Genomic DNA, 20,562 nt, shown 5'->3' on the forward strand with positions numbered 1-20,562 from the left:
CTCGAGAGACGATCCCACGTTCGAGCCAAAGCGGGCGACTCGCGTGGAGCGAATGCCCCGAAGTTATGACCCAGGGGCGTCTCAGATCGAGACGTGCGTCTCGTACAGTTGACGGTGCCGACGGGGAAGCGAGAGACGATCCTCGAGATTCTCGACGAGCGGAAGATCGATTACGTCGTGACCGACGAGATCAGCAGCCGGGAGTATACGGCGGTCGTCTACTTCCCACTGCCGGATGCCGCCGTCGAGCCGGTACTCGACGAGATACAGAACGCCGGGATCGAGGAGGACGCGTACACGGTCGTCGTCGACGCGGAGACGGTCGTTTCCAGGCGATTTCAGGCACTTCGAGACGAGTACGAGGACGGTGACGTCGGATCGGACCGGATTTCACGCCAGGAGCTGCAGGCGGAGGCCGACGATCTGACGCCGAGCTTCCCCGTCTACGTGGTGATGACGGTCATCAGCGCGGTCGTCGCGACCGCGGGGCTGTTACTGGACTCGCCGGCGGTCGTCGTCGGATCGATGGTGATCGCGCCGCTGATCGGTCCGGCGCTGGGGGCGAGCGTCGGCACGGTGATCGACGACGAGGAACTGTTCGTCGAAAGCGTCACGTACCAGATCGTCGGCGTCGTGGTCGCGATCGCGGCGGCGGCGATCTTCGCGGTGCTAGTTCGGTCCCTGAACATCGTCCCGCCGGACCTCGTCCTCTCGAGCGTCGGCGAGATATCCGAACGGCTCGCGCCGGACTTGCTTTCGCTCGCGATCGCCCTCGGTGCCGGTGTCGCGGGGGTCGTGAGCATCGCGACGGGAACGTCCGTTGCGCTCGTCGGCGTGATGATCGCGGCAGCGTTGATTCCGCCCGCCGGCGTCGCGGGTATCACGCTCGCGTGGGGCCAGCCGACGGCCGCGATCGGCGCGACGGTACTCGTCCTCGTCAACCTGCTCTCCGTGAACCTCGCGGGCCTGTTGACGCTGTGGTACGCCGGGTATCGCCCGGAGAACCTGTTCGACCTCGGCGAAACGGAACAGCGCCTTCGCCAGCGGATCGTCGGCCTCGTCGTCATCGTCCTGATCTTCGCGGTGTTCCTCGGCGGGATCACGTACGCCTCCTACGAGTCGGGGAACTTCGAACAGGACGCTCGCGAGGAAGTGGAGACGGTCCTCTCACAGGACCGGTACGAGAACTATCAGCTCCTCGAGTTCCAGGTCGTGATGGACGACAACTACCCGTTCCGGAACGCCGAGCGGGTGATCGTGACGATCGGCGGCCCGCCTGATCAATCGGCACCCGAACTGGCCGACACCTTCCACGAGCGGATCAACGGCCACGCCGACCAGCCGATCAACGTCGAGGTCAGGTACGTCGGGGTCCTCGAGCGGGGGAACCAGTAGGACGAGCGGAGCCACCGGTCCCGTCGACGGCTGACTCCCACGGGCCGATCGTGAGTCGGGCGTTCGCAGTGACGGGGAGACTGCGACCGGGTGCTCGAGATGGGGTGGGTTGTGCTGGGGGTCCGTTATCGGCGAACACGGTCGAGAGAGGTCGGGAAAGAGCGCGTCTCGACACCGAGCAACAAAACCCTGGTCCGGCCACGCGCCGTCCGCTCCGGAGGAATCCGACGCCGACGACGAAGATCGGTCCCGTCGTCGACAGTCCCGCGGCCGTCTGGCGCATCCAGCGGAGACCGGCCCCTCTCATCGGCTCGCACGCACGTTAGCCGTCGAACGGCAATTCGGGCTCGTATCCGATCGCCTCGACGGCGGCATCGAGTACCGTCTCGACGTTCGCGCCGGTTTCGACGCTCATGGTGTAGTCGGCCGCGACGGCCTCGTCGAGGTCCTCCTCGAAGCGGTCGGACTTGTTCGCGATCGTGTACACGGGAACGGCGTCGAACTGGGCCGCGATCGAGTCCCGGAGCTCGAGTTGGGGGCCGATCGGATACCCGCATTCGCCGGTGGGATCGACCATCACGAGCATGCAGTCGGCGAGGTGCTCGATGGCACTGACGGCCTGGGATTCGATCTCGTTTCGGTCCGCCGGCGGGCGATCGAGCAGGCCGGGGGTGTCGACGATCTGGTAGCGGATGTGGTCTCGTTCGAAGTGGCCGACGCCGATCCCCTTCGTCGTGAAGGGATAGGAGGCGGTCTCGCCGCGCGCGTTGGTGACGTCGTTGACGAACGAGGACTTGCCGACGTTGGGGTAGCCGGCGACGACGATCGTCGGCTCGTCGGGGTTGATCTCGGGCAGGTCGCGTAGATCGTTGCGCGACTCGTTGATGTACAGCAGGTGGTCGTCGACCTGCTCGACGATGTCGGCCAGTCGGGCGAAGGCCTGCTTGCGGTGCTTGCGCGCGGTGTCCACGTCGGTCTTCCGGAGGCGGGGCTGGTACTCCTCGTGGATCTCGCGGGCCTTCCGGCTGGCCCACATGACTTCCGACAGCGCCTGTCGGAGCCGGTCGACGTCGACGATCGCGTCCGCCAGCTCGTAGTAGAACGGATGGACGTCGTCCTCGTACTCGAAGTCCGGCCACGCCGTGACCACGTTCTCGAGGTTGTCGGAGATGATGTTGGCCGCCGTCTGGAGCATCGACTGCTGGGCCTCGAGGCCGCCTTTGGCCTTGCCGGCCCGCGCTGCCCGCGAAAACGCCTTGTCGATCAGCTCTTCCGACGTGGGCGTCGTCGGAAGGTCTTCGAAAATCATGTCCCGGACTAGAGCCCCCGATCATAAAGGGCGTTCGTTATGGGTCGGTGTGTCGATCCCGGCGGTGTGTCTCCGGGAGCAGTCCGTCAGCTCGGGCGGCAAGTGTCCACCGCGGGCTTATTGCCGTCGCCGTCGTCCGATCCCGTATGACAAACTGGCGTGCCGTCTTCGTGGGCTTTCTCGTCGCGACGGTGCTCGGAATCGTCGGCCTCGTCGTGCCCGGAATCGGCCAGCTCGTCGCGGGGCTGATCGGCGGCTTCGTCGCCGGCTACATGGCCGGCGGCGGCCTCGGGAGCGGCTTCTGGCACGGATTGCTCGCCGGCTCGCTCGGCGGCATCATCGGCGGACTGCTCGTCGGCATCACCGTCGGCGTCGCCGGCCTCGCGCTCGGTCCGATCGGCGGGGCGATCTCCGGGGCTGCCGGGCTCGGAATCGTCGCGTTCGCCGTCGCGGTCTCGCTGATCATGGCCCTCGAGAGTGCGATTGCCGGCGTCGCCGGTGCTGCGGTCCGTTCCTGATGCGGTAGCTCCCCTCGTTACTGATAGTCGGTCCGTCCCCGCTCCGCGAGAAATCGATCGGTGACCGGAGTGCTCCGTTCGGTCGCCGGCCACTCGGGACAGGGGACCGTCTCAATCGTCGCTGACGACCGGCACGCTCGCGCGCACCTCGAGTCGATCCAGATCCCCGATGAAGGACGCCAACATCTCGCGGGTGACGTGGGGCATACAGACGACCCGGAGTTCCCCCGTGGCGGTCCGCGAAATCCGCCAGCCCTTGGCTCGCAGCGCGTCGAACGTCGATCGCGGCACGTCGGACGCGACCAGCGGCAGCGTCGGGTCGGCGACGTCGTAGCCCCGCTTCTCGAGGGCGTCGGCGAGCCACTCGGCGTTGTTCTGTGAGCGGACGTACTGGCGGCGATAGCCGCCGGGCCACAGCTCTTCCATCGCGGCGACGGCGCTTGCGACCCCAGCACCCGAACGGGTTCCCGTCAGCGTCGCCTGCGAGGTCGACTCGAGGTAGGGCGTGTCGACGGCGAGTTCGTCGAGCAGGTCCGGCGAGCGGACGAGCAGTCCGCCCGCGGGAACGGCGGCCTGGCCCATCTTGTGGGGGTCGATCGCCATCGTATCGACCGCGGCGTGGTCGAAGTGCCACTCGTAGTCGGTAAAGGGGAGGACGAACCCACCCCACGAGGCGTCGACGTGGAGGGCGGCGTCGACCGACTGTGCGATCTCGCCGAGTTCGGGAATCGGATCGACGCGGCCGTACTCGGTCGTTCCGGCGACGCCGACCACCGCGGCGGTGTCGTCGTCGACGGAGGCCCGGACGGCCTCGAGGTCGGCCCGATGGCGGTCGTCGGTCGGGACGATTCGCAGTTCGACGCCGAGCAGGTCGGCGGCCTTCTGGAAGCTGAAGTGGCCCGATTCGGGCATGACGACGTTGGGCGTCCGGCTCGCCGCTCGTTCGCGGGCGATCCGGATCGCCTGAATGTTCGCTTCCGTTCCGCCGCTGGTGATGTAGCCCGCCGGCTCCTCGAGCCCTGCGATCTCGCTCAGCAACGCGACGGCGTCGTCCTCGAGGGCTGCGACGTTCGGGTAGGTACCCGGATCACCGGGGTTGGTCGCGAGAAACCGTTCGGCCGCGTCGCGCGCCGCCGGGTGAGGATCCGTACACATCGACGAGAGAACCCGGTCGAACGCCTGCGGCTCGACTTGCATATCACGTATGTAATCCGTCGTGGGTTTATTTGTTGCGTTCGATAACCGCTCTCATGTCCCGGGGCGTCCCGACGGACCGGGCCGAAAGCGTGCCTTCAAGTCCGCCGCCGCGCAACGGCCACCCATGAACCCAGGCGACCGCGTCCGCGTCGATCGCGCGGACCGCACGTACGAAGGCGTGTTGCTCCCCTCGAGCACGGACGACCACCTCGTCGTGAAACTCGAGGGCGGCTACAACGTCGGCGTCGACCGGGAGGGAGCCGACGTGTCGGTCCTCGCGGAGGACGTCTACGAGATCGACGGCACCGATTCGACGGGAACTGAGGAAACGGGCTCGGCGATCGAGTTCGACGACGACCTGCCGACGATCTCGTTGATCTCGACCGGCGGCACGATCGCGTCGACGGTCGACTACCGCACCGGCGCGGTGACGGCCCAGTTCGACGCCGAGGACGTCCTGCGCGCCGTTCCGGACCTCGCGGGCCGCGCGAACTACCGCGGTCGCGTCGTCGCCAACATCCTCTCGGAGAACATGGAGCCGCCCATCTGGCAGGACCTCGCCCACGCGGTCCACGAGGAGATCGCGGCCGGTGCCGACGGCGTCGTCGTCATGCACGGCACCGACACGATGCAGTACTCCGCCTCGGTGCTCTCCTTTATGCTCGAGACGCCGGTCCCGATCGTCTTCACCGGCTCCCAGCGCTCCGCGGATCGGCCGTCCTCGGACAACGTGATGAACGCCGTTTCGGCCGTCGAGGCCGCAAAGAGCGACTGTGCGGAGGTCATGGTCTGTATGCACGCCTCCGAATCCGACGACCGCTGTGCGCTCCACCGCGGGACGCGCGTCCGGAAGAACCACACCTCGCGCCGCGATGCGTTCGAAACCGTCGGGGCGGAACCGCTGGGAGAAGTCGACTACGAGAGCGAAACCGTCGAGTTCCGCCGGGAGTACCAGGAGCGTGGCGCGGTCGACCTCGCCATCGAACCCGCCCTCGAGGACGACGTCGAACTCCTGAAGTTCACGCCCGGGATGGATCCCCAGTTCCTCGACGTCCTCGAGGGGTGTGAGGGAGTCGTCATCGAAGGCACGGGCCTCGGCCACGTCCACACCGATCTGATCCCCCGCATCGAGGAGCTCATCGAGGACGGAACGACCGTCGCTATGACCAGCCAATGTCTCGAGGGCCGAGTCTGCGATCGGGTCTACGACACCGGTCGGGACCTGCTCGAGGCGGGGGTCGTCGAGGCCGGCGATACGCTGCCGGGGACGGCGAAAGTGAAGTTGATGTGGGCCCTCGAGAACGCCGAGGACGTCGAAGAGGCGATGGGGACCTCGCTGGCTGGCGAGATTCAGGAGCGATCGGTACCCTGGGAGTAATACGGTTCGGTGTACCGATTTCCCGGTGGGCGGTCCCGGTCCCATCGGCACTGACGGACAGGAGACCGTATAAGAGACGCCGGGACACTATTCATATCGCCCTGCGTACTCGTGGACGTGCTCGAAGAGGTACGGGAGTTCGGCCCGGTCGTGTTGATTCCGGCAGCCTGGATCGCTGCGGGAGCCGCAGACGCTGGCTACCTGAGCGACGACGGTATCCTCGTCGCCCATTTCGTGATGGCTGGGTTCATCGCTTTCTTTGCGATCACGGGGTGGAACGAGATGAATCGGGGTGCGTTGCGAGCCTGGCGACTCGTCCTCGTCGCCGGTCTCGGTATTACGGTCGCCGGTATCGCCGGGTTCTTTCTTCCGTCGGTCGCGGAACCGTTGCTTGCGACGAGTCTGGTTGGCTGGATGGTCCTCCCCGCGGCGGGACTCGCGTACACCGCCCGGAAACTCCCGGATGCGGCGTTCGTCTACGGCGGGGGCGCTGTGCTCTCGATTCTCGGAGCTGTCCTCTTCGTAGGATCTCTCGTCGACGACCGGGGGTTGCTCGCGATTCTGGCTTTCGTCATGGTCGCTGTCGGACAGACTGCCGGCATCGTTGACGCTGCCCGGCGCTGACAGACCGGCGGGAGTGGTACCCACTCCTAACGCCCTCACACCACTCGGCACGGCTTAGCGTGCGCCACCGTATTGGACGGCCCGAGTCGATTCTGCGAAGGTCTTTCCCACGTGACCACGTGAGTCCTCACTGTTTGCCAGACGATGTCATCTGATGCCGACCCCTCCATCGAGATCCGCCGCGCAACTCACGACGATTACGACGCCGTCGTCGGATTCACCAGCGACCTCTGGCCCGAGCACGGCGGCGACTACATCCCGCGGATCTACCACGACTGGCTCGAGGACGAGCCCGGCCAGGGAAAAAAGACCCTCCTCGCGGAAGTCGACGGCGAGGTCGCGGGGCTCGTCCAGGGAGTCATGCTGTCGCCCGACGAAGCCTGGTTTCAGGGGATGCGCGTCGCGGCCGACTACCGTCGGCAGGGCGTGAGCCACCGCCTGAACGAGGCGATCTTCGAGTGGGCCCGCGAGCAGGGAGCGACGATCGGCCGCGTGATGATCTTCTCGTGGAACGCGGCGTCGCTGGGCGCAGCGCGAGCCAGCGGCTACGAACCGATCACCGAGTTCCGCTTCGCCCACCCGGAGCCGGATTCGGACGCCGAGGGGCCACATCGGGTCTCGAGCGATCCGACGGCGGCCTGGCGGTACTGGACCCACAGCGACGCCCGCGAACATCTCACCGGGCTCGGACTCGCGCCGGAGGAATCGTGGGCCGTCCGGGAACTCACGCGGGACGATTTCGACCGATTGGCCGACGAGACGGCCGTCTTCGCGGTCGAGGACGGCGACGGACTCGCCGGCACGGCCTACCGATCGCGAACGTACGACCGAGAACTCGAGGCGGACGCGGACGCCGCGACCGGAGCCGCGACGACGGAGACGTGGGCCGAATACGGCGTCGCGGCGTGGGACGACGTCGACGCCGCGCGGTCGTTGTTCGCCGCGATCGACCGCGACGCGGCCGACTGCGGGGCCGACGAGACGCGTGTACTAATCCCCGAAACGACCCGGTACGTGACCGACTCCCCCTACGCGAACGCGGATCTCTCCGAGGAGCCGGATTTCGTGCTCGGGATCGACCTCACGGGCGAGTGACCGCGGACGGTCTCACGATCGATCTCGGGATGGGAGCGACCTCAGCCGCCACTGACCGGCGGGAACAGCGCCAGTTCGTCGCCCTCCTCGAGTTCCGTTTCGAGCCCCTCCTCTTCGACCAGGACGTTGGTTCCGTTGCGAAGCACGTTGATCTGCGATCGCAGGTCGCCGTCGTCGTCGAGCACGCGCCCCTCGAGTTCGGGGGCCGCCGCGAGCAGCGATTCGAAGGCGTCCCCGACGGTGTCGCCGGCCGTGGCGTCGACGGTCACGTGTTTGTCACCGGCGCGTTCGGCGAGGTCGGCGAACAGCTTCCACTCCGTAGGCATACGTGGCGCTATCGGTGCCGACGGCAAGTAGCTACCGCTCCCGTGTCCGTTCGCGCTCCCGCATTGACGCGGGCTCCGCGTCGCGGTCCGAATCCCCGCTTCGTTCCGTCGGTCCGACCAGCGTTCGCTCCGTCACCCGCCGGAGGGCCTCCGGCCGACCGAGGACGTAGGCGGTGTCGCCGGCAGCGAGTCGAACGTCGCCCGCCGGCAACGGCAGGTGTTCGTCGCCAGTACCGCCCTCCGTCTCGCGCTCGAGGGCCAGTACCAAAACCGGCAGCGAGTCGATCGATATCCCGACGAGCGAATCGTCGGCCTCGATCGAGACGGTCGTGACCGTCTCGTCGGCCGCCCGGAGCAGGGAGACGAGTTCCCGTTCGGCGTCGGGACTCCCCGGCAGCGTCACGAGCCGGTACGTCCGCTCCGGCTCGAGGTCGCGGGCGTCCTCGGCGTCGATGGCGACCGTCACGGTGTCGGCGGCTGTCGCGCGCAGTTCGCCGCCGGCGATCCGTCGAGCGGTTCCGTCGGGGGCGTCGCGAGCCCAGATTCGGACCGCATCGCCCGGGCTGGCGTCGGCCGCGGGATCGCCCGCTAGCGCGACGGCGACGGTCCCCGGTGCGAGCGTCGGACCGATCCCCGCCGGTCGGCTCCCGACCGCGAGATACTCGACCGTTCCGTCCGCCGCGAGGTCGACGTCGACGTGTCCGATCCCGAAATCGCGCTCGAGGCGGGCGATCAATCGCTCGCGTAACTCCTCGACCGAGAGTCGCCGGGGGAAGAGGAACGTCTCGCCCACGAGCTCCGCTTTCACCGATTCGTCGACGGTGTCGTAGCCGTCGATGTCGCCGATTTCATCGGGCAGTTCGACGGTGACGACGCGACCGGCTGCCCGAACCAGCTGCGTGACCTCGGTGAGCGTCCGTGGGGTCGCGACCATGAACACGTCCAGCGCGAGGTAATCGCCCAGCCGTCGACCCGCGTCGGCGGCGATCGCGCTGGCGACGAACGCGGCGACGGTGTAGATGGCGGTGGCCGGTTCGGTCAGCCCCGTGTTACCGATAATCGCCTGAGACAACGCAGTCTGGGTGTTCAACCAGATCGCGACGAGCGCGACGCCACACAGGACCGCGATGCCCTCGGGGATCTCGTCGGCGCTGTACCACCGGTAGACGAACGCCACGCTGGCTCCCACGCCGGCGGCGAGCAGGGCAAAGCCGAGGATTCGAACGATCGCTTCGACCAGCGTCTCGGTCGAAACCAGCTGTGCCACGACGGGGTTGATCACGATCGTTCACCCCCACGATCGGGACGAAGCCAAGCGCCGACGGCGCAGTTCATCGCGCGATCGCCTCCGCAAACGCCTCGATCGCGTCGTCCGGCCCCGCGAGGAACGCCTCGTCGTCGGGCTCGAGTCGTCGTTCGATGCCGGGTCCGAACACCCAGCCGTTACTTCGGCCGCCCGTTTCGCTGCCCTGCCGTCGCACCGCGAGGACGCTCACGGTCCCCGTCGATGGGGGATCCTCGAGGTCGGCGCTCTCGTCGGCTGCGTCGCTCGTTCCGACGGTAATCCGGCGAACGGCGTATCCCTCGCGTTTGACCAGCGCGAACGCTTCGAACTCGCGGCTCGTGCCACGAGAGCGTACGACGAGTCGCGGCGAGTCGGCCTCGAGGACGGCTTTCACGTCCCGCCGGGCGACGGAGACCGTGACTCGCCCCGGGCCGCCGGCCGTCGCTGCGGTCGGTTTCGCCGTGTGGATCTCGGATTCGACGTCGGCACCGCCATCGGTGGCCAACTCCGCTGGCGGATCGTCGGGAACGGGAGCCCGAGCGTGTTCGTCGTCGATATCGGTCCGCGCACTCACCACCGTCCCGGCGATCGAGCGCTCGCCGGTGCGAACGGTAACCTCGTCGCCGCGACCGAGGCCGGTCGGGACGAGCGTGGCGATCGAGACCGCCCGCTGGCCCGCCGCGACCCGCCTCGAGAGGCTGCCGGAGGGCGGTGCGGCCGTGATCGTCGCCCGCCCCTGTTCGTCGATCGCGACGTCGACGTCGGCGAGGTCGTGGTCCGTTCGCAGTCGCTCCTCGAGGCGGGACTCGAGTTCCGAGAGCGGGAGATCGGCGGGGAGCCGCCAGGAGCCGCTCTTGAGGGTCTGTCGGAGGGTGGCCGAGAGCGGGGGGTAGCCCTCCATGTTCCGGATTTCGCCGGTCGGGCGGACGGTGACCTGACCGACCGACCCGACGAGTTCGACGACGTCGGCGGAGAGGGTTCGCTGTCGGAGGCGGGTAAAGGAGAGTCGGCGGGGGAGTTCGGCCCCGAGTTTGTCGCCCTGGTTGTGGGCATAGAGCGCGAGCATGAGGACGACCAGGACGGCGACCAGCAGCCGCGGCGACTGGGCGATCGTGGGTTCGACGAGGCCGAGCAATCCGCCCTGGACGCTGGCAATCGACAGCGCGAGGACGACGACACCGAACCCGGGCAGCGTGACGCCGGTGAAATACCGCACGAGAAATCCCAGCGAGCCGGCCACGAACGCCGGGACGATCCCGGTTAGCAAACCGAGATAGAGGCCGAGAAGCACCTCGATCAGCAAGTCGACCGGAAGCGATTGCATTGTGGGTCAGTGGGAGGGAATCGTTAAATTTGCACCGACACGCCCACCGTTCCGGCGGCAGCAATCGTCGGTCTCACGTCGATCGAGAGCCGACGCGACGGTTCGCTCGGTCCGGATCGGTACAGACGGAGACGTTTAACTAACACCACCGCCCAGCGGTGTGTATGGTCGAGGACCCGTCGCTTCGAGCGCGATTGCCGGAGAACTGGCAGCGGGTGTTCACGACGCGGATCGCCATCGTCCTCGTTCTGCTCGTTGCCTTGCTTTCGGTCGCCACTGCGGTCATCAATATCGGGACCGAGACCGTCTACGGGCCACTTGCGGAGTACATCCCCGAGGCCGTCCAGGACGCTGCCGGCTTCACCGGCGCACTCACCGGATTCCTGATGGTCGGCAGTGCGCTCGCACTCCGGCGCGGACTCAGAGCCGGCTGGTGGGCAACGCTCTTTCTCTTGCCCCTGACCGCAGCGCAGGGACTGCTCCAGACCAGCCAGTACTCGGTCCCGCTGGTCGTCGTCTCACTGCTCGCGATTCCGCTCCTCCTGCTTACGCGCAAGCGATTCGACAAACCCCTCTCGCTTACGACGACGCAGATCGCGGCCGGCTCCGCACTCGTCGGCGTGCAACTCTACGGGACCATCGGCGGCTACGCCCTCAGGGAGCACTTCGACGGGATCAACAACATCCTCGACGCCTTCTACTTCACGCTGATTACCTCGAGTACGGTGGGATACGGCGACGTGACGCCGAACGCGGAGTCGGTCCAGGGGATGTTGTTTACGATGTCCGTGCTCATCCTGGGCGTCGCCAGTTTCGGTATCGCGATCGGGGCGCTCGTCGGACCGGTAATCCAGGACCGCATCTCGAAAACACTCGGAAAAATGACTGAATCACAGCTCCAACTCTTGGACGAGCACATCCTCGTGCTCGGCTACGGCGAACTGACGGAACCGATCGTCGACGAACTCGCGGACAACGGCCGGGAGTTCGTCGTCGTCACCAGCGATCGCGAAGCCACGACGGAGCTCACCGAACGCGGCATCTCGGTCGTCGCCGGCGATCCCAGCGACGAGGAGCCGCTTCGCCGCGCGAAGATCGATCGTGCGGCCGCGATCCTCGTCGCGACGAACCACGACGCACAGGACGCCCTTACCATCCTCACTGCTCGCCAGCTCGCGCCGACCACTCGCATCGTCGCGGGTGCGACCGACCGGGAGAACACCAGGAAACTCGAGCGCGCCGGCGCGAACTCGGTTATCAGTCCCGCACAGCTCGGTGGCCATCTGCTGGTTCGCTCGGCGCTGGGCAGCGACGAGAGCGATCTGATCGATCGGATCCTCGAACGGGAGTAGCAGGCTATCGATGCCGACCCCGATGGACGATCGCGACGTCGGCCTCGAGATCGCTGAGTTTCCGGAACGTCGGCGGGGAGACGAATCGGGAGGCGGCCGACCGGTCCGTACTCGAGCCGACGAAACAGACGTCGTACCGTGGTGCGGTCCGCGAGAGGTAGGATTCGACCGACGCGGTGGCGACGTGGGTCTCGAAGCGGCCAGGGAACGCATCGACGAGGTCCGCAAGCGTACTCTCGGCCGTGCGGCGGCGCGATTCGCTGTCGATACAGGTACAGACGCTGACCGTCCGGCCGGTGTCGGTCACCCGGATCGCGAAGTCGAGCATCGCGCGGGCAGTGTCGCCGGCACCCCGGACTGCGACGAGGCTGTTCCGCCATCGTCGCCGGCGAGTGCCGTTCGACCGGAAGGCGATCACGTCGATCTCGCTGTCGAATAACCCGTTGATGAACGTCGAGAGACCGCCGCTCTCGCGTTCGGCGTACGGTGTGACGATGAGATCACAGCGCAGTTCTCGCGCGGTCCGGAGGACGAGTCCGGCCGAGCGTCCGTGGTCACCCGCGATGACGACCTCACAGGGAACGTCGTATGCAGTCTCGAGATCGGCCGCGAGCGACTCGAGGTGACGAGCGGCGTCGGTGGCCGCCTGTTCGGCTGGATCCGTTTCGCCTCGTCGCTCGTCCTCGTGGGCGTCGGGACGCCGCTGCTCGGCGTCGGTCTCGTCGACGATATCCAGGAGAACGACCTTTCCAGCGTCGTGTGCGCCGGCGATCGATGCGGCGAAGCGAGCGACGGTCTCGTCGCCGTCGTCCATCGGGACGAGGACGTGATCGTCCCCGCCCATCGTCCCGTAGAGATAGCGGGCACGCTGTTCGTAGAAGCGATCCCGCCAGACGACGAAAGCGGCCGCGACGAACGCACTCGAGACGACGATCCCGAGGACGTAGGCTACCTGCGCGTTCCCGGTCACGAGCACGAGCAGCGCGGTCGAAAACGCCGTCGGCTCCTCGAGGTCGAGCGCCCAGGTACAGCCACCGGTGAAGAAGACCCCGACGGCGGCACCGGCTGCGCTGACGCCGCCGCCGTCGAGACCGGCGGCGGCCGACAGCGCCAGCGCGAGCCAGCCACAGCACGCTCCGGCCGTCATCCCGCCGACGAACTTCCAGGGCGTCGAATACTTTCCCTCGGGATCGGAAAAGAGCGTGTACGTTCCGGATGCGAGCGGCGGGAACACCAGAAACGAGATCGCGGCGCTCGCGTTCGCCAGCCAGGTCACCGCCGCGATCAACAGCGGGACGAAGACGAGCACCGAGAGGTGGAGGAGGTTTCCGGTGTGCTCGAGCCACCGACGGAAGGAATCGAGTTCCCGTCGCTCGAGCCGTCGGAGCCGTCTCGCGACCCCGCGAAGCCACGCTCGCGCTCCCTCGAGCATAGCCGTTCGTTGCCCCCGGCGCGATCAAAACCCTTTGGCTTGGGTCGGGCCGCGTGCCGTGTCGGTCGGCGGTCCGATCGCTCCCGCCGTTATTCCGGTGCACCCTCGAGGATCGCCACGCCGCTCGAGGCACCGATCCGGTCGGCACCGGCCTCGAGCATGGCCATGGCGTCGTCGTAGCTCCCGATGCCGCCGCTGGCCTTGACGGGGAGGTACTCGGCCATGAGTGCGACGTCCGCGACGGTCGCGCCGGCGCTCGCGGCTTCGCCGTTCGCACGTTGGGCTTCCGATGGAACGCTGGCGAAGCCGGTCGAGGTCTTGACCATCGCCGCGTCGGCGGCCTGGGCGGCCTCGCAGGCCCGTCGTTTCTCGGCGTCGGTCAGGAGCGCGGTTTCGACGATCACCTTGACCGGGATCGGGACCGCGGCGACCAGTTCCGCGAGTTCCTCCCTGACCGCGGCGGTATCGCCCGCTTTCAGCCGGCCCACGTTGATGACCACGTCGAGTTCGTCCGCGCCCGCTTGCCAGGCCGTGACCCCCTCCCTGCGTTTCACCCCGGGAGCGTGCTGGCCGTGCGGGAAGCCGATCACCGTCGCCAGGGTCACGTCGGGGGCGTACTCGGTCGCGAGTTCGACTGCGTACGGAGGGATACAGGCGTTCATGCCGTAGTTCGTTGCTTCCTCAAGGGCGCTCCGAACGTCGGCGGGGGTCGTCTCGGGGCCCAGAACGGTGTGGTCGATCCGGGGAGCGAGTTCGCTGCGATCCATATACGAGCGGACTCACTGGACACGCAAAAAGCCGACCGGTCGCGGATATCCGAGTCACGCGATCGTGGCCTTTCAGCGAGGTGGATCCCGAATCGGTTCTTCTCGCCCGGAGGAGGAGCCGACACGCGTCTCGAGGGCCCGGGTGTCGGCGAACGCCATCGGGGCGGTCGTTACCGGGCGGAGGACGTTCCCATCGAACGATATCGTGACAGCAGTTCGATACTATCGGCCGTTACGTGATAGTTGCTCGAGGCGTATGCGGTGGATCGATCACCGGATTCGTTCGAACTGGCGCGGCTAATTCTCGATCGAACGCGTCGCCCTCCCTCCTTCTCGTAGCAAGAGGTATCAGTAAAATAATCGGACAATAACCGGAAAGTGTTAGTTCCTGGTGTGTCCCATATCAGCTATGGTATTACCCGAGGGGTTCGTCGTCCCGCCGTGGTACCTCCTGGTTCCGGTCATCGTGGTTCTCGCCGGTGTCATCTCGCTGCTGTGGACGCTCGAGCCGCCGGTGACCGACCGGACGGTTATCGCGTTCGCACCGTGGATGATGTTCGGCGCGACGCTGCACGTCCTCTACAAGATGGCCGCGTTCCCGGCGAGTATCGAGCCACTGTTTACCGCACCGATGGTCTACGCCGTCACGGCGGTCCTCGCCGGACTCGTCTGGATCGTCGCCGTGTTCCTCCACGTCGGCGGACTCCAGCGAACGACCCACCGGTTCGTCGGCATCGCCGGAACGGCGTTTTTCTCGGTCTTCGCGATGCTCGCACTGATTCGCAGCTTCGAAAGCGGGACCTTCGAGCCGTTCTGGCCGGTTATCTCCGTCGTCGTCGCCGGTATCGTCACCGCGATCACCTGGGTCGCAGTGAGCCTCTGGTTTACCGATATCGCCGCGACCACGAGCGCGACGGGCGCGCTCGTCGTCTTCGGGCATACCCTCGATGGGGTCACGACCGCGGTCGGCTACGACGTCCTCGCGGCCGGCGAGACCGTTCCGGTCTCGCTGTTGCTCCTCGAGGCCGGCGCGGCCCTGCCGACTGCCGAATACGTCGGGGCCGGCTGGCTGTTCGTCTTCGTCAAGGTCGTCCTCGCAGTGGTCATCCTCGGGCTGTTCCGGGAGTACGTCGACGAACAGCCACGGCAGGCCCGAACGATACTCGCGCTCGTCGCCGCTGTCGGGCTCGGGCCGGCCGTTCACAACGTCCTGTTGTTCACTGTGGCCTGATGCGGTCCGTCCGGATCACGGCGTGATCGAGCGCTGGCACCGCCCGTTCCCGGGAGTGGCGTGGCCGGGCACGACTGACTCCGGCTGACCGGGAGTCCACCCACATTTTTGCCCGCCGGGGCCGTCCCCGAACTCGTAGCCGATGAATCAGGTCACGGTACTTACTGCCGGCCACGTCAACTGGGACGTGACCCTTCGCGTCGATCGGCTCCCGGAACCCGACGGCGAAGCGTCGATCCGCTCACAACGCGGGTCCGGGGGTGGCAGCGCCGCCAACGTCGCCGCCGCACTCGCCGGCCTCGAGGTCGAGACCGGGCTGATCGGCAGCGTCGGTGACGACGACAACGGCCTGCTCGCCCGCCGAGAACTCGAGGGTGCGGGGGTCTCCCTCGGGGGGCTCCGCGTGGTCGAGGGAGCCGAAACGGTAGTCAAGTACCTGCTCGTCGACGAGACGGGGTCGGTCGCGGTGCTCGGCAACGACGGCGTCAACGAAGCCGTCACCCCTGGGGACCTCGAGCCGGCTCGGATTCGAGCGGCCGACCACGTCCACCTCACGGGGCAACGCCCCGACACCGCCGCTGCGATCGCCCAGGTCGCGAGCGAGGCCGGAATCACCGTCAGTTTCGATCCCGGCCGCCGGCTCGGGGACCGAGACTACGGCGACGCGCTCGCACTCGCCGACGTCGTCTTCGTGACCGATCGGGAAGCCACGGCGCTCCTGGAGACCGATCCGATAGGCGGGGGCGTCGACGACCGGGTCGTCGTCGTCACGTGCGGTGCCGATGGCGCGGAAGCGTACACGCCGGACGGTGCCGTCGTCCACGCGGGATTCGACGTCGAGCCGGTCGATACGGCCGGTGCGGGCGACGCCTTCGCCGCGGGGTTTCTCGCGACGTGGCTCGAGGACGGGGATATCGACCGTGCACTCGCGTACGGGAACGCCTGTGGTGCGCTGACCGCGAGCCGTGCCGGTGCGCGGAGCAGGCTGACGGCCACGGCGGTCGAGCGCGTTTTCACGGATTGATCCCGACCGCACCCTTCTTGTACTCCACGTGACTTCCGGAAACCATCGCTGTCGTGTGGTTCTCACCGGGTGCTGTCTGACGGTAGTTATATTGGCGGGGCCGTTGGCCACTCGAGTGAACAGTCACGATCCCGTGACTGAGAGACATGACGGAAGGAAGGGTAACTCACTCCCACGGATGTGGCCACGGACGGCCCGTCCGATACGAGCGACGATCGGACGAATCGCCGAGTATCGCCGCTGCAACCGCACTGGCTCAGTATTACGGCGACGACGTTACTGCGGCCAGTACGCAGTTGTACGACTACATCGACCCCGATGCACTCGACAGCCTCTTCGCCGAGACGAACCGCGGTCGGTCCAGATCGACGGGGATCGTCGAGTTCGAGATCGACGACGCGACGGTCACGGTCCGACCCGATCGCGTCGAGGTGTGTCCGGTCCAGTGACCGACGATCGGGCCGTCGACCGCCGGTCGGACGCGGCGGTCGGGTGGTATCGAGGATCGGTCGCCTCGTAGCGCTTCCTCGAACCTTTTTTCTCGCCGCCCGCGGAACGCGACGGTATGGCGACCCAACCACACCTGCTGGTCGACGACGGCGATCTGACGGATATCGCGCTCATTCCGGGCGATCCGGGACGGGTCGATCGCATCGCCGACCACTGCGACGAGTCGACGACGATCGCACAGAACCGCGAATACAAGGTCGTCAACGCCACCTACGGGGGCCGAGAGCTGACCATCTGTTCGACGGGGATCGGCTGTCCCTCCGCGGCGATCGCGATCGAAGAACTGGCCGCCGTCGGCGTCGAGACGTTCGTTCGCGTCGGAACGACCGGGGCACTCCAGTCGGAGATCGAGATCGGCGACATGATCGTCGCGACCGGCGCGGCGAAAAACGAGGGGACGAGCAAGCGCTACGAAGCCGCCGAGTACCCCGCGGTGCCGGACTACGACGTGTTGTCGGCGCTCGTCGACGCCGCCGAAGCGAACGACGAAGACGTCCACGTCGGGCCGATCGCGTCCGACGACGCTTACTACGCCGAGACTGACGACGCCGTCGACGACTGGGAAGCCGCCGGTATGCTGTCGGTCGAGATGGAAGCCGCCGCGGTCTTCTCGCTGGCCCGGCGCAAGGGGTTGCGCGCCGGCGCGATCTGTACCGTCGACGGCAACCTCGTCGAAGGCACGCAGAAGGGTACCGACACGGAAGACGACGAACTCCCCGAGAAAGCGAAGAACAACGTCGGCCGCGCGATCGATCTCTCGCTCGAGGCCGCGACCGAACTCTGACGGCTCCGAACCGAACGCCAGTTTTCACTCCTCGGAGCGCCCGAACAGTCGTTCGCGCAGCGACCGTTCGGTCGGGCGCTCGGCGAGCACAACGGAACACTCGAGGTCGTCGACGATGTCGAAGACGAGCGAGCCGCGGACGAGTCTGGAGAGCAAGCCGCGTTCGGTCGCACCGATGATCACGAGCGTTTCGTCGGTGGCTTCTCGAGCGATCGCACCCTCGACGTCACCAGAGGTGTCGATCGTCAGCACGGCGTCGCCGATGTCGTGGTCGGCCGCCCACTCCGTCAGGAACGCCTCGCCGGCCTCGCGCTCGCCCTCGTCGTCGACGACGTGGAGCAGGTCGATCGTGGCCCCCGTGGCGGAACGCAGCGTCCGTGCGACTTCCGCGCTGAGATCGGAGTCCGGGCCGCCGGCGGTTGGCAAGAGGATCCGGCTGAACTCGTCGCCGCGGTCTTTCAACACGAGGACGTCACACGGGAGGTCGTGACCGAGTTCGTCGAGCGGTTGCTCGGCGCGCCCGGCGGTCCACGGCCGGTTCTCGCCCCACCCCATCACCACCTGGTCGGCGTCGTGCTCGCGGGCGGCGTCGAACACCTCCTCGAACGAGCGATGGGAGACGATCGTCGTCGTCTCGATCGCCGCGTCGTGTTCCCCAGCGTGTTCGCGGGCCCGCTCGAGCAGTTTCGCCGACTCGGCGTCGATCCGGTCGATGTGCTCGGCACCGCGATCGAGGGGGGTCTGGTCGGGAACCTGCACGATGTGAACTGCGTGGACGACGCCGTCGCGTTCGGCGGCGAGCGTACTGGCGAACTCGATCAGGTGTCGTTCGGTACGGGGGTTGGCCAGCGGTACCAGCACGCGGTACTCGCTCGACCCGTCGGGTCTCGCTGCACTGGCCGCCGAAACCGCGACGTCGGGCATCTCCTCGGCGCGGTCGAGAATGTACTGGCCGAGGACGCCCTGCCGTGGCGTCCGCGAGCGGGCGTACAGCGCGTACCACAGCACCGCGACGGCGACGAAGGCGAGACCCAACCCGATCTCGATTGGATCCATGAAGCCGATGAGTCCGAAGGAGAACACCGCGCCGAGGATCGGCGTCACCGGGTAGAACGGCACCCGGAAGTCCGGCTCGTACTCGGGAACGTCGGCCTGCCGGAACGCGATCAGTGCGAGGTTCATCAGACCGTAGACGATCAGGTGGAGCACGCTCGCGGCCTTGGCCAGGACCTTGAGATCCTGTCCGAGCGCGGCGATGAACACGATGATGACGCCGCCGGTCAGCAGGATCGAGCGATATGGGGTCGCGTACTTGGGGTGGATTTCGTTGAGCGTATCCGTGACGATCTTGTCCCGTCCCATCGCGAAGTTGATGCGGGCCGAGGAAAGGATCGAGGCGTTCGCGCTCGAGGCCGTCGCCAGCATCGCCGCCAGCGAGATGAGCGTTACGCCGACGACGTCGAGGAGGGGGAGACCGGCGAACGTGATTTCGGCGACCTGCGAGACGGGAACGTTGTCGTCGAGCGAGTGCCAGGGGACGATCCCGACCATCGTGCCGACGAGGATCGCGTAGATCGTCGTCACGACGGCGACGCTGCCGATGACGGCGATTGGTAGGTTCCGACCGGGATCTTTCAACTCCTCGGCGACGGTCGCGATCTTCGCGTAGCCGAGGAAGGAGACGAAGACGAGGGCGGTGCCGGGCAGAATCGCGCCGTACCCTCGGTCGGTCGGCGCGAACCCGTCGGTCGTCAGTGTCCCCCAGTCGAAGTGCAGGAAGCCGGTGGCGGCGAAGACGGTGAGAATGCCCAGCAGGACCGTGACGATCACCGTCTGGACGCCGCCGGTCTCCTTCGCGCCGATGTAATTGACGCCGACGAACAACAGCCCGGCGAGCAGGGCCCCCAGTTGAACGTCCGAGAGCGCGAACAGGCCGAACTCGAGCGTCGGCAAGGCGAGCACCGTCCCGGCCAGCAGGTCGGTGAGATAGCCCCCGAAGCCGATGCAGTAAAACGCCGAGGCGAAGGCAAGCCCCATCCAGTCGCCCATCCCGGATATCGAGCCGAACAGCGGGCCGAGGCCCCGATTGACGTAGTAGTAGCCGCCGCCGGCTTTCGGCATCGCCGTCCCGAGTTCGCTCACCGCCAGAGCGTTGACCATCGCGATCGAGCCGCCGATGACGAACGAGACAACGACGATCGGGCCGGCCTCCTGAGCAGCAGCGCCGGGGAGGACGAAGATGCCGGCACCGATCATCGTGCCCATTCCGATCGCGAGCGCGGAGAGGAGCCCGAGGTCCTTGGCGAGTTCGTCGTCACTCATGGCTCTCTGCCCGCGGAAGGACTATCAGCGGCCGATCGGTGTTCGAGAGTAACTTCTGTGCGACGTCACCGGAAAGCAGCTTCATCCAGCGATTCGCCCCGCGGGGAGTGAAGACGATCGATGTCGCGTCGAGTCGTCGCCCGTGCTCGAGAATCGCCGCCGCTACGTCGGTTCCGTACAGGATCTCGGTCTCGAGTGAGACGGCTTCGTCGGCCAGTTGCGTCTCGACGCGTTCGAAGATGCGTGCAGCACGCTCTCGTCGCTGTTCGACGCCGGCTTTGTCGGGCGCACCGCCGGCTTTCTCGATTACGTGGACGACGTGAACGGTCGGTCGGTCGTCGTGAATCTCTCGCAAAATAGCCCGACACGTCTCATCGGCGTCTTGCTCGTTGGCGATCGGGACGAGAGCGGTCCCGAAGAGGGATCTAGCCATCGACTCGTCCTCCGTTCCGGTCGATCTCGATCGGGTTCGTTCCCTGTTCCAGCGCCGCCCTGTTCGAAACCGGCGTCCGCTGGTCACGCTCGTTCTCGGCCATCAGTCCGGATTTTATCTCGAGCAGATCATAAAGTTCTCGATAATATTATTGATACCTTAGTTTTAGGCGCATATATTGACGATCACTCAAAATAGTATACTATACAACATTAATTGGAATTGGGTGAGCATATGATGGAGGACGGAGTAGGAC

19 protein-coding genes are annotated in these 20,562 nt (G+C 66.7%); 10 read left to right on the forward strand and 9 right to left on the reverse strand.

Features of this window, described 5'->3' with window-relative positions; translation table 11 throughout:
- The first annotated feature begins 93 nt into the window (after positions 1-93).
- Positions 94-1,395: a TIGR00341 family protein gene (locus tag J0X27_RS12200; protein ID WP_207269453.1), complete on the forward strand. Its 1,302-nt coding sequence runs from the start codon at positions 94-96 to the stop codon at positions 1,393-1,395.
- A gap of 322 nt (positions 1,396-1,717) precedes the next feature.
- On the opposite strand, the gene J0X27_RS12205 is transcribed toward J0X27_RS12200, so the two are convergent.
- The gene (locus J0X27_RS12205) at positions 1,718-2,704 is read right to left on the reverse strand and encodes an NOG1 family protein (RefSeq protein ID WP_207269454.1); all 987 of its coding nucleotides are present in this window, start codon (positions 2,702-2,704) and stop codon (positions 1,718-1,720) included.
- 146 nt (positions 2,705-2,850) lie between these two features.
- Between J0X27_RS12205 and J0X27_RS12210 the strand changes: the two genes are divergently transcribed.
- Positions 2,851-3,222 (forward strand): DUF5518 domain-containing protein, encoded by a 372-nt coding sequence (locus J0X27_RS12210; protein WP_207269455.1) that lies wholly within the window; start codon positions 2,851-2,853, stop codon positions 3,220-3,222.
- A gap of 111 nt (positions 3,223-3,333) precedes the next feature.
- Here the strand turns inward: J0X27_RS12210 and mfnA are convergent, their stop codons facing one another.
- Entirely contained in the window at positions 3,334-4,419 is a 1,086-nt protein-coding gene (gene mfnA, locus J0X27_RS12215) for a tyrosine decarboxylase MfnA (protein ID WP_207269456.1), read from the reverse strand.
- Between the two features lie 124 nt (positions 4,420-4,543).
- On the opposite strand from mfnA, the gene gatD reads away from it, so the two are divergent.
- The 3 genes from gatD to J0X27_RS12230 all read left to right on the forward strand — a co-directional run bounded on the left by gatD (position 4,544) and on the right by J0X27_RS12230 (position 7,516).
- Positions 4,544-5,797 (forward strand): Glu-tRNA(Gln) amidotransferase subunit GatD, encoded by a 1,254-nt coding sequence (gatD, locus tag J0X27_RS12220; RefSeq protein ID WP_207269457.1) that lies wholly within the window; start codon positions 4,544-4,546, stop codon positions 5,795-5,797.
- Positions 5,798-5,914: 117 nt separating this feature from the next.
- Entirely contained in the window at positions 5,915-6,421 is a 507-nt protein-coding gene (locus tag J0X27_RS12225) for a hypothetical protein (RefSeq protein ID WP_207269458.1), read from the forward strand.
- Between the two features lie 144 nt (positions 6,422-6,565).
- Complete coding sequence (locus tag J0X27_RS12230; RefSeq protein ID WP_207269459.1) at positions 6,566-7,516, forward strand: GNAT family N-acetyltransferase; 951 nt, start codon at positions 6,566-6,568, stop codon at positions 7,514-7,516.
- A 41-nt stretch (positions 7,517-7,557) separates the two neighbouring features.
- Here J0X27_RS12230 and J0X27_RS12235 read toward each other — a convergent pair whose 3' ends face one another.
- Genes J0X27_RS12235 through J0X27_RS12245 form a run of 3 tightly spaced genes read right to left on the reverse strand, consistent with a single transcriptional unit; the run spans position 7,558 to position 10,451 of the window.
- Complete coding sequence (locus tag J0X27_RS12235) at positions 7,558-7,842, reverse strand: ubiquitin-like small modifier protein 1 (protein ID WP_207269460.1); 285 nt, start codon at positions 7,840-7,842, stop codon at positions 7,558-7,560.
- A gap of 31 nt (positions 7,843-7,873) precedes the next feature.
- Positions 7,874-9,124 (reverse strand): TrkA C-terminal domain-containing protein, encoded by a 1,251-nt coding sequence (locus J0X27_RS12240; protein WP_207269461.1) that lies wholly within the window; start codon positions 9,122-9,124, stop codon positions 7,874-7,876.
- Positions 9,125-9,173: 49 nt separating this feature from the next.
- The gene (locus tag J0X27_RS12245) at positions 9,174-10,451 is read right to left on the reverse strand and encodes a DUF8167 domain-containing protein (protein ID WP_207269462.1); all 1,278 of its coding nucleotides are present in this window, start codon (positions 10,449-10,451) and stop codon (positions 9,174-9,176) included.
- A 164-nt stretch (positions 10,452-10,615) separates the two neighbouring features.
- Between J0X27_RS12245 and J0X27_RS12250 the strand changes: the two genes are divergently transcribed.
- The gene (locus J0X27_RS12250) at positions 10,616-11,803 is read left to right on the forward strand and encodes an NAD-binding protein (protein ID WP_207269463.1); all 1,188 of its coding nucleotides are present in this window, start codon (positions 10,616-10,618) and stop codon (positions 11,801-11,803) included.
- Positions 11,804-11,807: 4 nt separating this feature from the next.
- Here the strand turns inward: J0X27_RS12250 and J0X27_RS12255 are convergent, their stop codons facing one another.
- Together J0X27_RS12255 and deoC are read right to left on the reverse strand one after the other, a co-directional pair.
- Positions 11,808-13,235: a universal stress protein gene (locus J0X27_RS12255; RefSeq protein ID WP_207269464.1), complete on the reverse strand. Its 1,428-nt coding sequence runs from the start codon at positions 13,233-13,235 to the stop codon at positions 11,808-11,810.
- 89 nt (positions 13,236-13,324) lie between these two features.
- Entirely contained in the window at positions 13,325-14,002 is a 678-nt protein-coding gene (gene deoC, locus J0X27_RS12260; RefSeq protein ID WP_207269465.1) for a deoxyribose-phosphate aldolase, read from the reverse strand.
- 409 nt (positions 14,003-14,411) lie between these two features.
- On the opposite strand from deoC, the gene J0X27_RS12265 reads away from it, so the two are divergent.
- From J0X27_RS12265 to J0X27_RS12280, 4 genes are all read left to right on the forward strand, one after another.
- Positions 14,412-15,233, forward strand: coding sequence for a DUF63 family protein (locus J0X27_RS12265; RefSeq protein ID WP_207269466.1), 822 nt, complete (start codon positions 14,412-14,414; stop codon positions 15,231-15,233).
- Positions 15,234-15,375: 142 nt separating this feature from the next.
- Entirely contained in the window at positions 15,376-16,257 is an 882-nt protein-coding gene (locus J0X27_RS12270; RefSeq protein ID WP_207269467.1) for an ATP-dependent ribose-1-phosphate kinase, read from the forward strand.
- 146 nt (positions 16,258-16,403) lie between these two features.
- On the forward strand, positions 16,404-16,706 hold the full coding sequence (locus J0X27_RS12275; RefSeq protein ID WP_207269468.1) for a HalOD1 output domain-containing protein: 303 nt from the start codon (positions 16,404-16,406) through the stop codon (positions 16,704-16,706).
- Positions 16,707-16,822: 116 nt separating this feature from the next.
- The gene (locus J0X27_RS12280) at positions 16,823-17,551 is read left to right on the forward strand and encodes a guanosine phosphorylase (protein WP_207269469.1); all 729 of its coding nucleotides are present in this window, start codon (positions 16,823-16,825) and stop codon (positions 17,549-17,551) included.
- 24 nt (positions 17,552-17,575) lie between these two features.
- Here the strand turns inward: J0X27_RS12280 and J0X27_RS12285 are convergent, their stop codons facing one another.
- Positions 17,576-19,873, reverse strand: a complete 2,298-nt coding sequence (locus tag J0X27_RS12285) for an amino acid permease (protein WP_207269470.1) — start codon at positions 19,871-19,873, stop codon at positions 17,576-17,578.
- Positions 19,866-20,306, reverse strand: a complete 441-nt coding sequence (locus J0X27_RS12290; RefSeq protein WP_207269471.1) for a universal stress protein — start codon at positions 20,304-20,306, stop codon at positions 19,866-19,868. Before J0X27_RS12290 ends, J0X27_RS12285 begins: the two co-directional genes overlap by 8 nt.
- Positions 20,307-20,562: the final 256 nt, after the last annotated feature.

It is taken from the genome of Natrinema longum (assembly GCF_017352095.1).
Taxonomy (GTDB): Archaea; Halobacteriota; Halobacteria; order Halobacteriales; family Natrialbaceae; genus Natrinema; species Natrinema longum.

What these genes read in the sequence shown, in the direction of transcription:
- J0X27_RS12285 (WP_207269470.1), bottom strand. Translation starts at nt 19,873, where the DNA reads ATGAGTGACGACGAACTCGCCAAGGACCTCGGGCTCCTCTCCGCGCTC.
- J0X27_RS12245 (WP_207269462.1), bottom strand. Translation starts at nt 10,451, where the DNA reads ATGCAATCGCTTCCGGTCGACTTGCTGATCGAGGTGCTTCTCGGCCTC.
- J0X27_RS12265 (WP_207269466.1), top strand. Translation starts at nt 14,412, where the DNA reads ATGGTATTACCCGAGGGGTTCGTCGTCCCGCCGTGGTACCTCCTGGTT.
- J0X27_RS12250 (WP_207269463.1), top strand. Translation starts at nt 10,616, where the DNA reads ATGGTCGAGGACCCGTCGCTTCGAGCGCGATTGCCGGAGAACTGGCAG.
- J0X27_RS12255 (WP_207269464.1), bottom strand. Translation starts at nt 13,235, where the DNA reads ATGCTCGAGGGAGCGCGAGCGTGGCTTCGCGGGGTCGCGAGACGGCTC.
- J0X27_RS12205 (WP_207269454.1), bottom strand. Translation starts at nt 2,704, where the DNA reads ATGATTTTCGAAGACCTTCCGACGACGCCCACGTCGGAAGAGCTGATC.
- J0X27_RS12235 (WP_207269460.1), bottom strand. Translation starts at nt 7,842, where the DNA reads ATGCCTACGGAGTGGAAGCTGTTCGCCGACCTCGCCGAACGCGCCGGT.
- J0X27_RS12270 (WP_207269467.1), top strand. Translation starts at nt 15,376, where the DNA reads ATGAATCAGGTCACGGTACTTACTGCCGGCCACGTCAACTGGGACGTG.
- gatD (WP_207269457.1), top strand. Translation starts at nt 4,544, where the DNA reads ATGAACCCAGGCGACCGCGTCCGCGTCGATCGCGCGGACCGCACGTAC.
- J0X27_RS12210 (WP_207269455.1), top strand. Translation starts at nt 2,851, where the DNA reads ATGACAAACTGGCGTGCCGTCTTCGTGGGCTTTCTCGTCGCGACGGTG.
- mfnA (WP_207269456.1), bottom strand. Translation starts at nt 4,419, where the DNA reads ATGCAAGTCGAGCCGCAGGCGTTCGACCGGGTTCTCTCGTCGATGTGT.
- J0X27_RS12290 (WP_207269471.1), bottom strand. Translation starts at nt 20,306, where the DNA reads ATGGCTAGATCCCTCTTCGGGACCGCTCTCGTCCCGATCGCCAACGAG.
- J0X27_RS12280 (WP_207269469.1), top strand. Translation starts at nt 16,823, where the DNA reads ATGGCGACCCAACCACACCTGCTGGTCGACGACGGCGATCTGACGGAT.
- J0X27_RS12230 (WP_207269459.1), top strand. Translation starts at nt 6,566, where the DNA reads ATGTCATCTGATGCCGACCCCTCCATCGAGATCCGCCGCGCAACTCAC.
- deoC (WP_207269465.1), bottom strand. Translation starts at nt 14,002, where the DNA reads ATGGATCGCAGCGAACTCGCTCCCCGGATCGACCACACCGTTCTGGGC.
- J0X27_RS12275 (WP_207269468.1), top strand. Translation starts at nt 16,404, where the DNA reads ATGACGGAAGGAAGGGTAACTCACTCCCACGGATGTGGCCACGGACGG.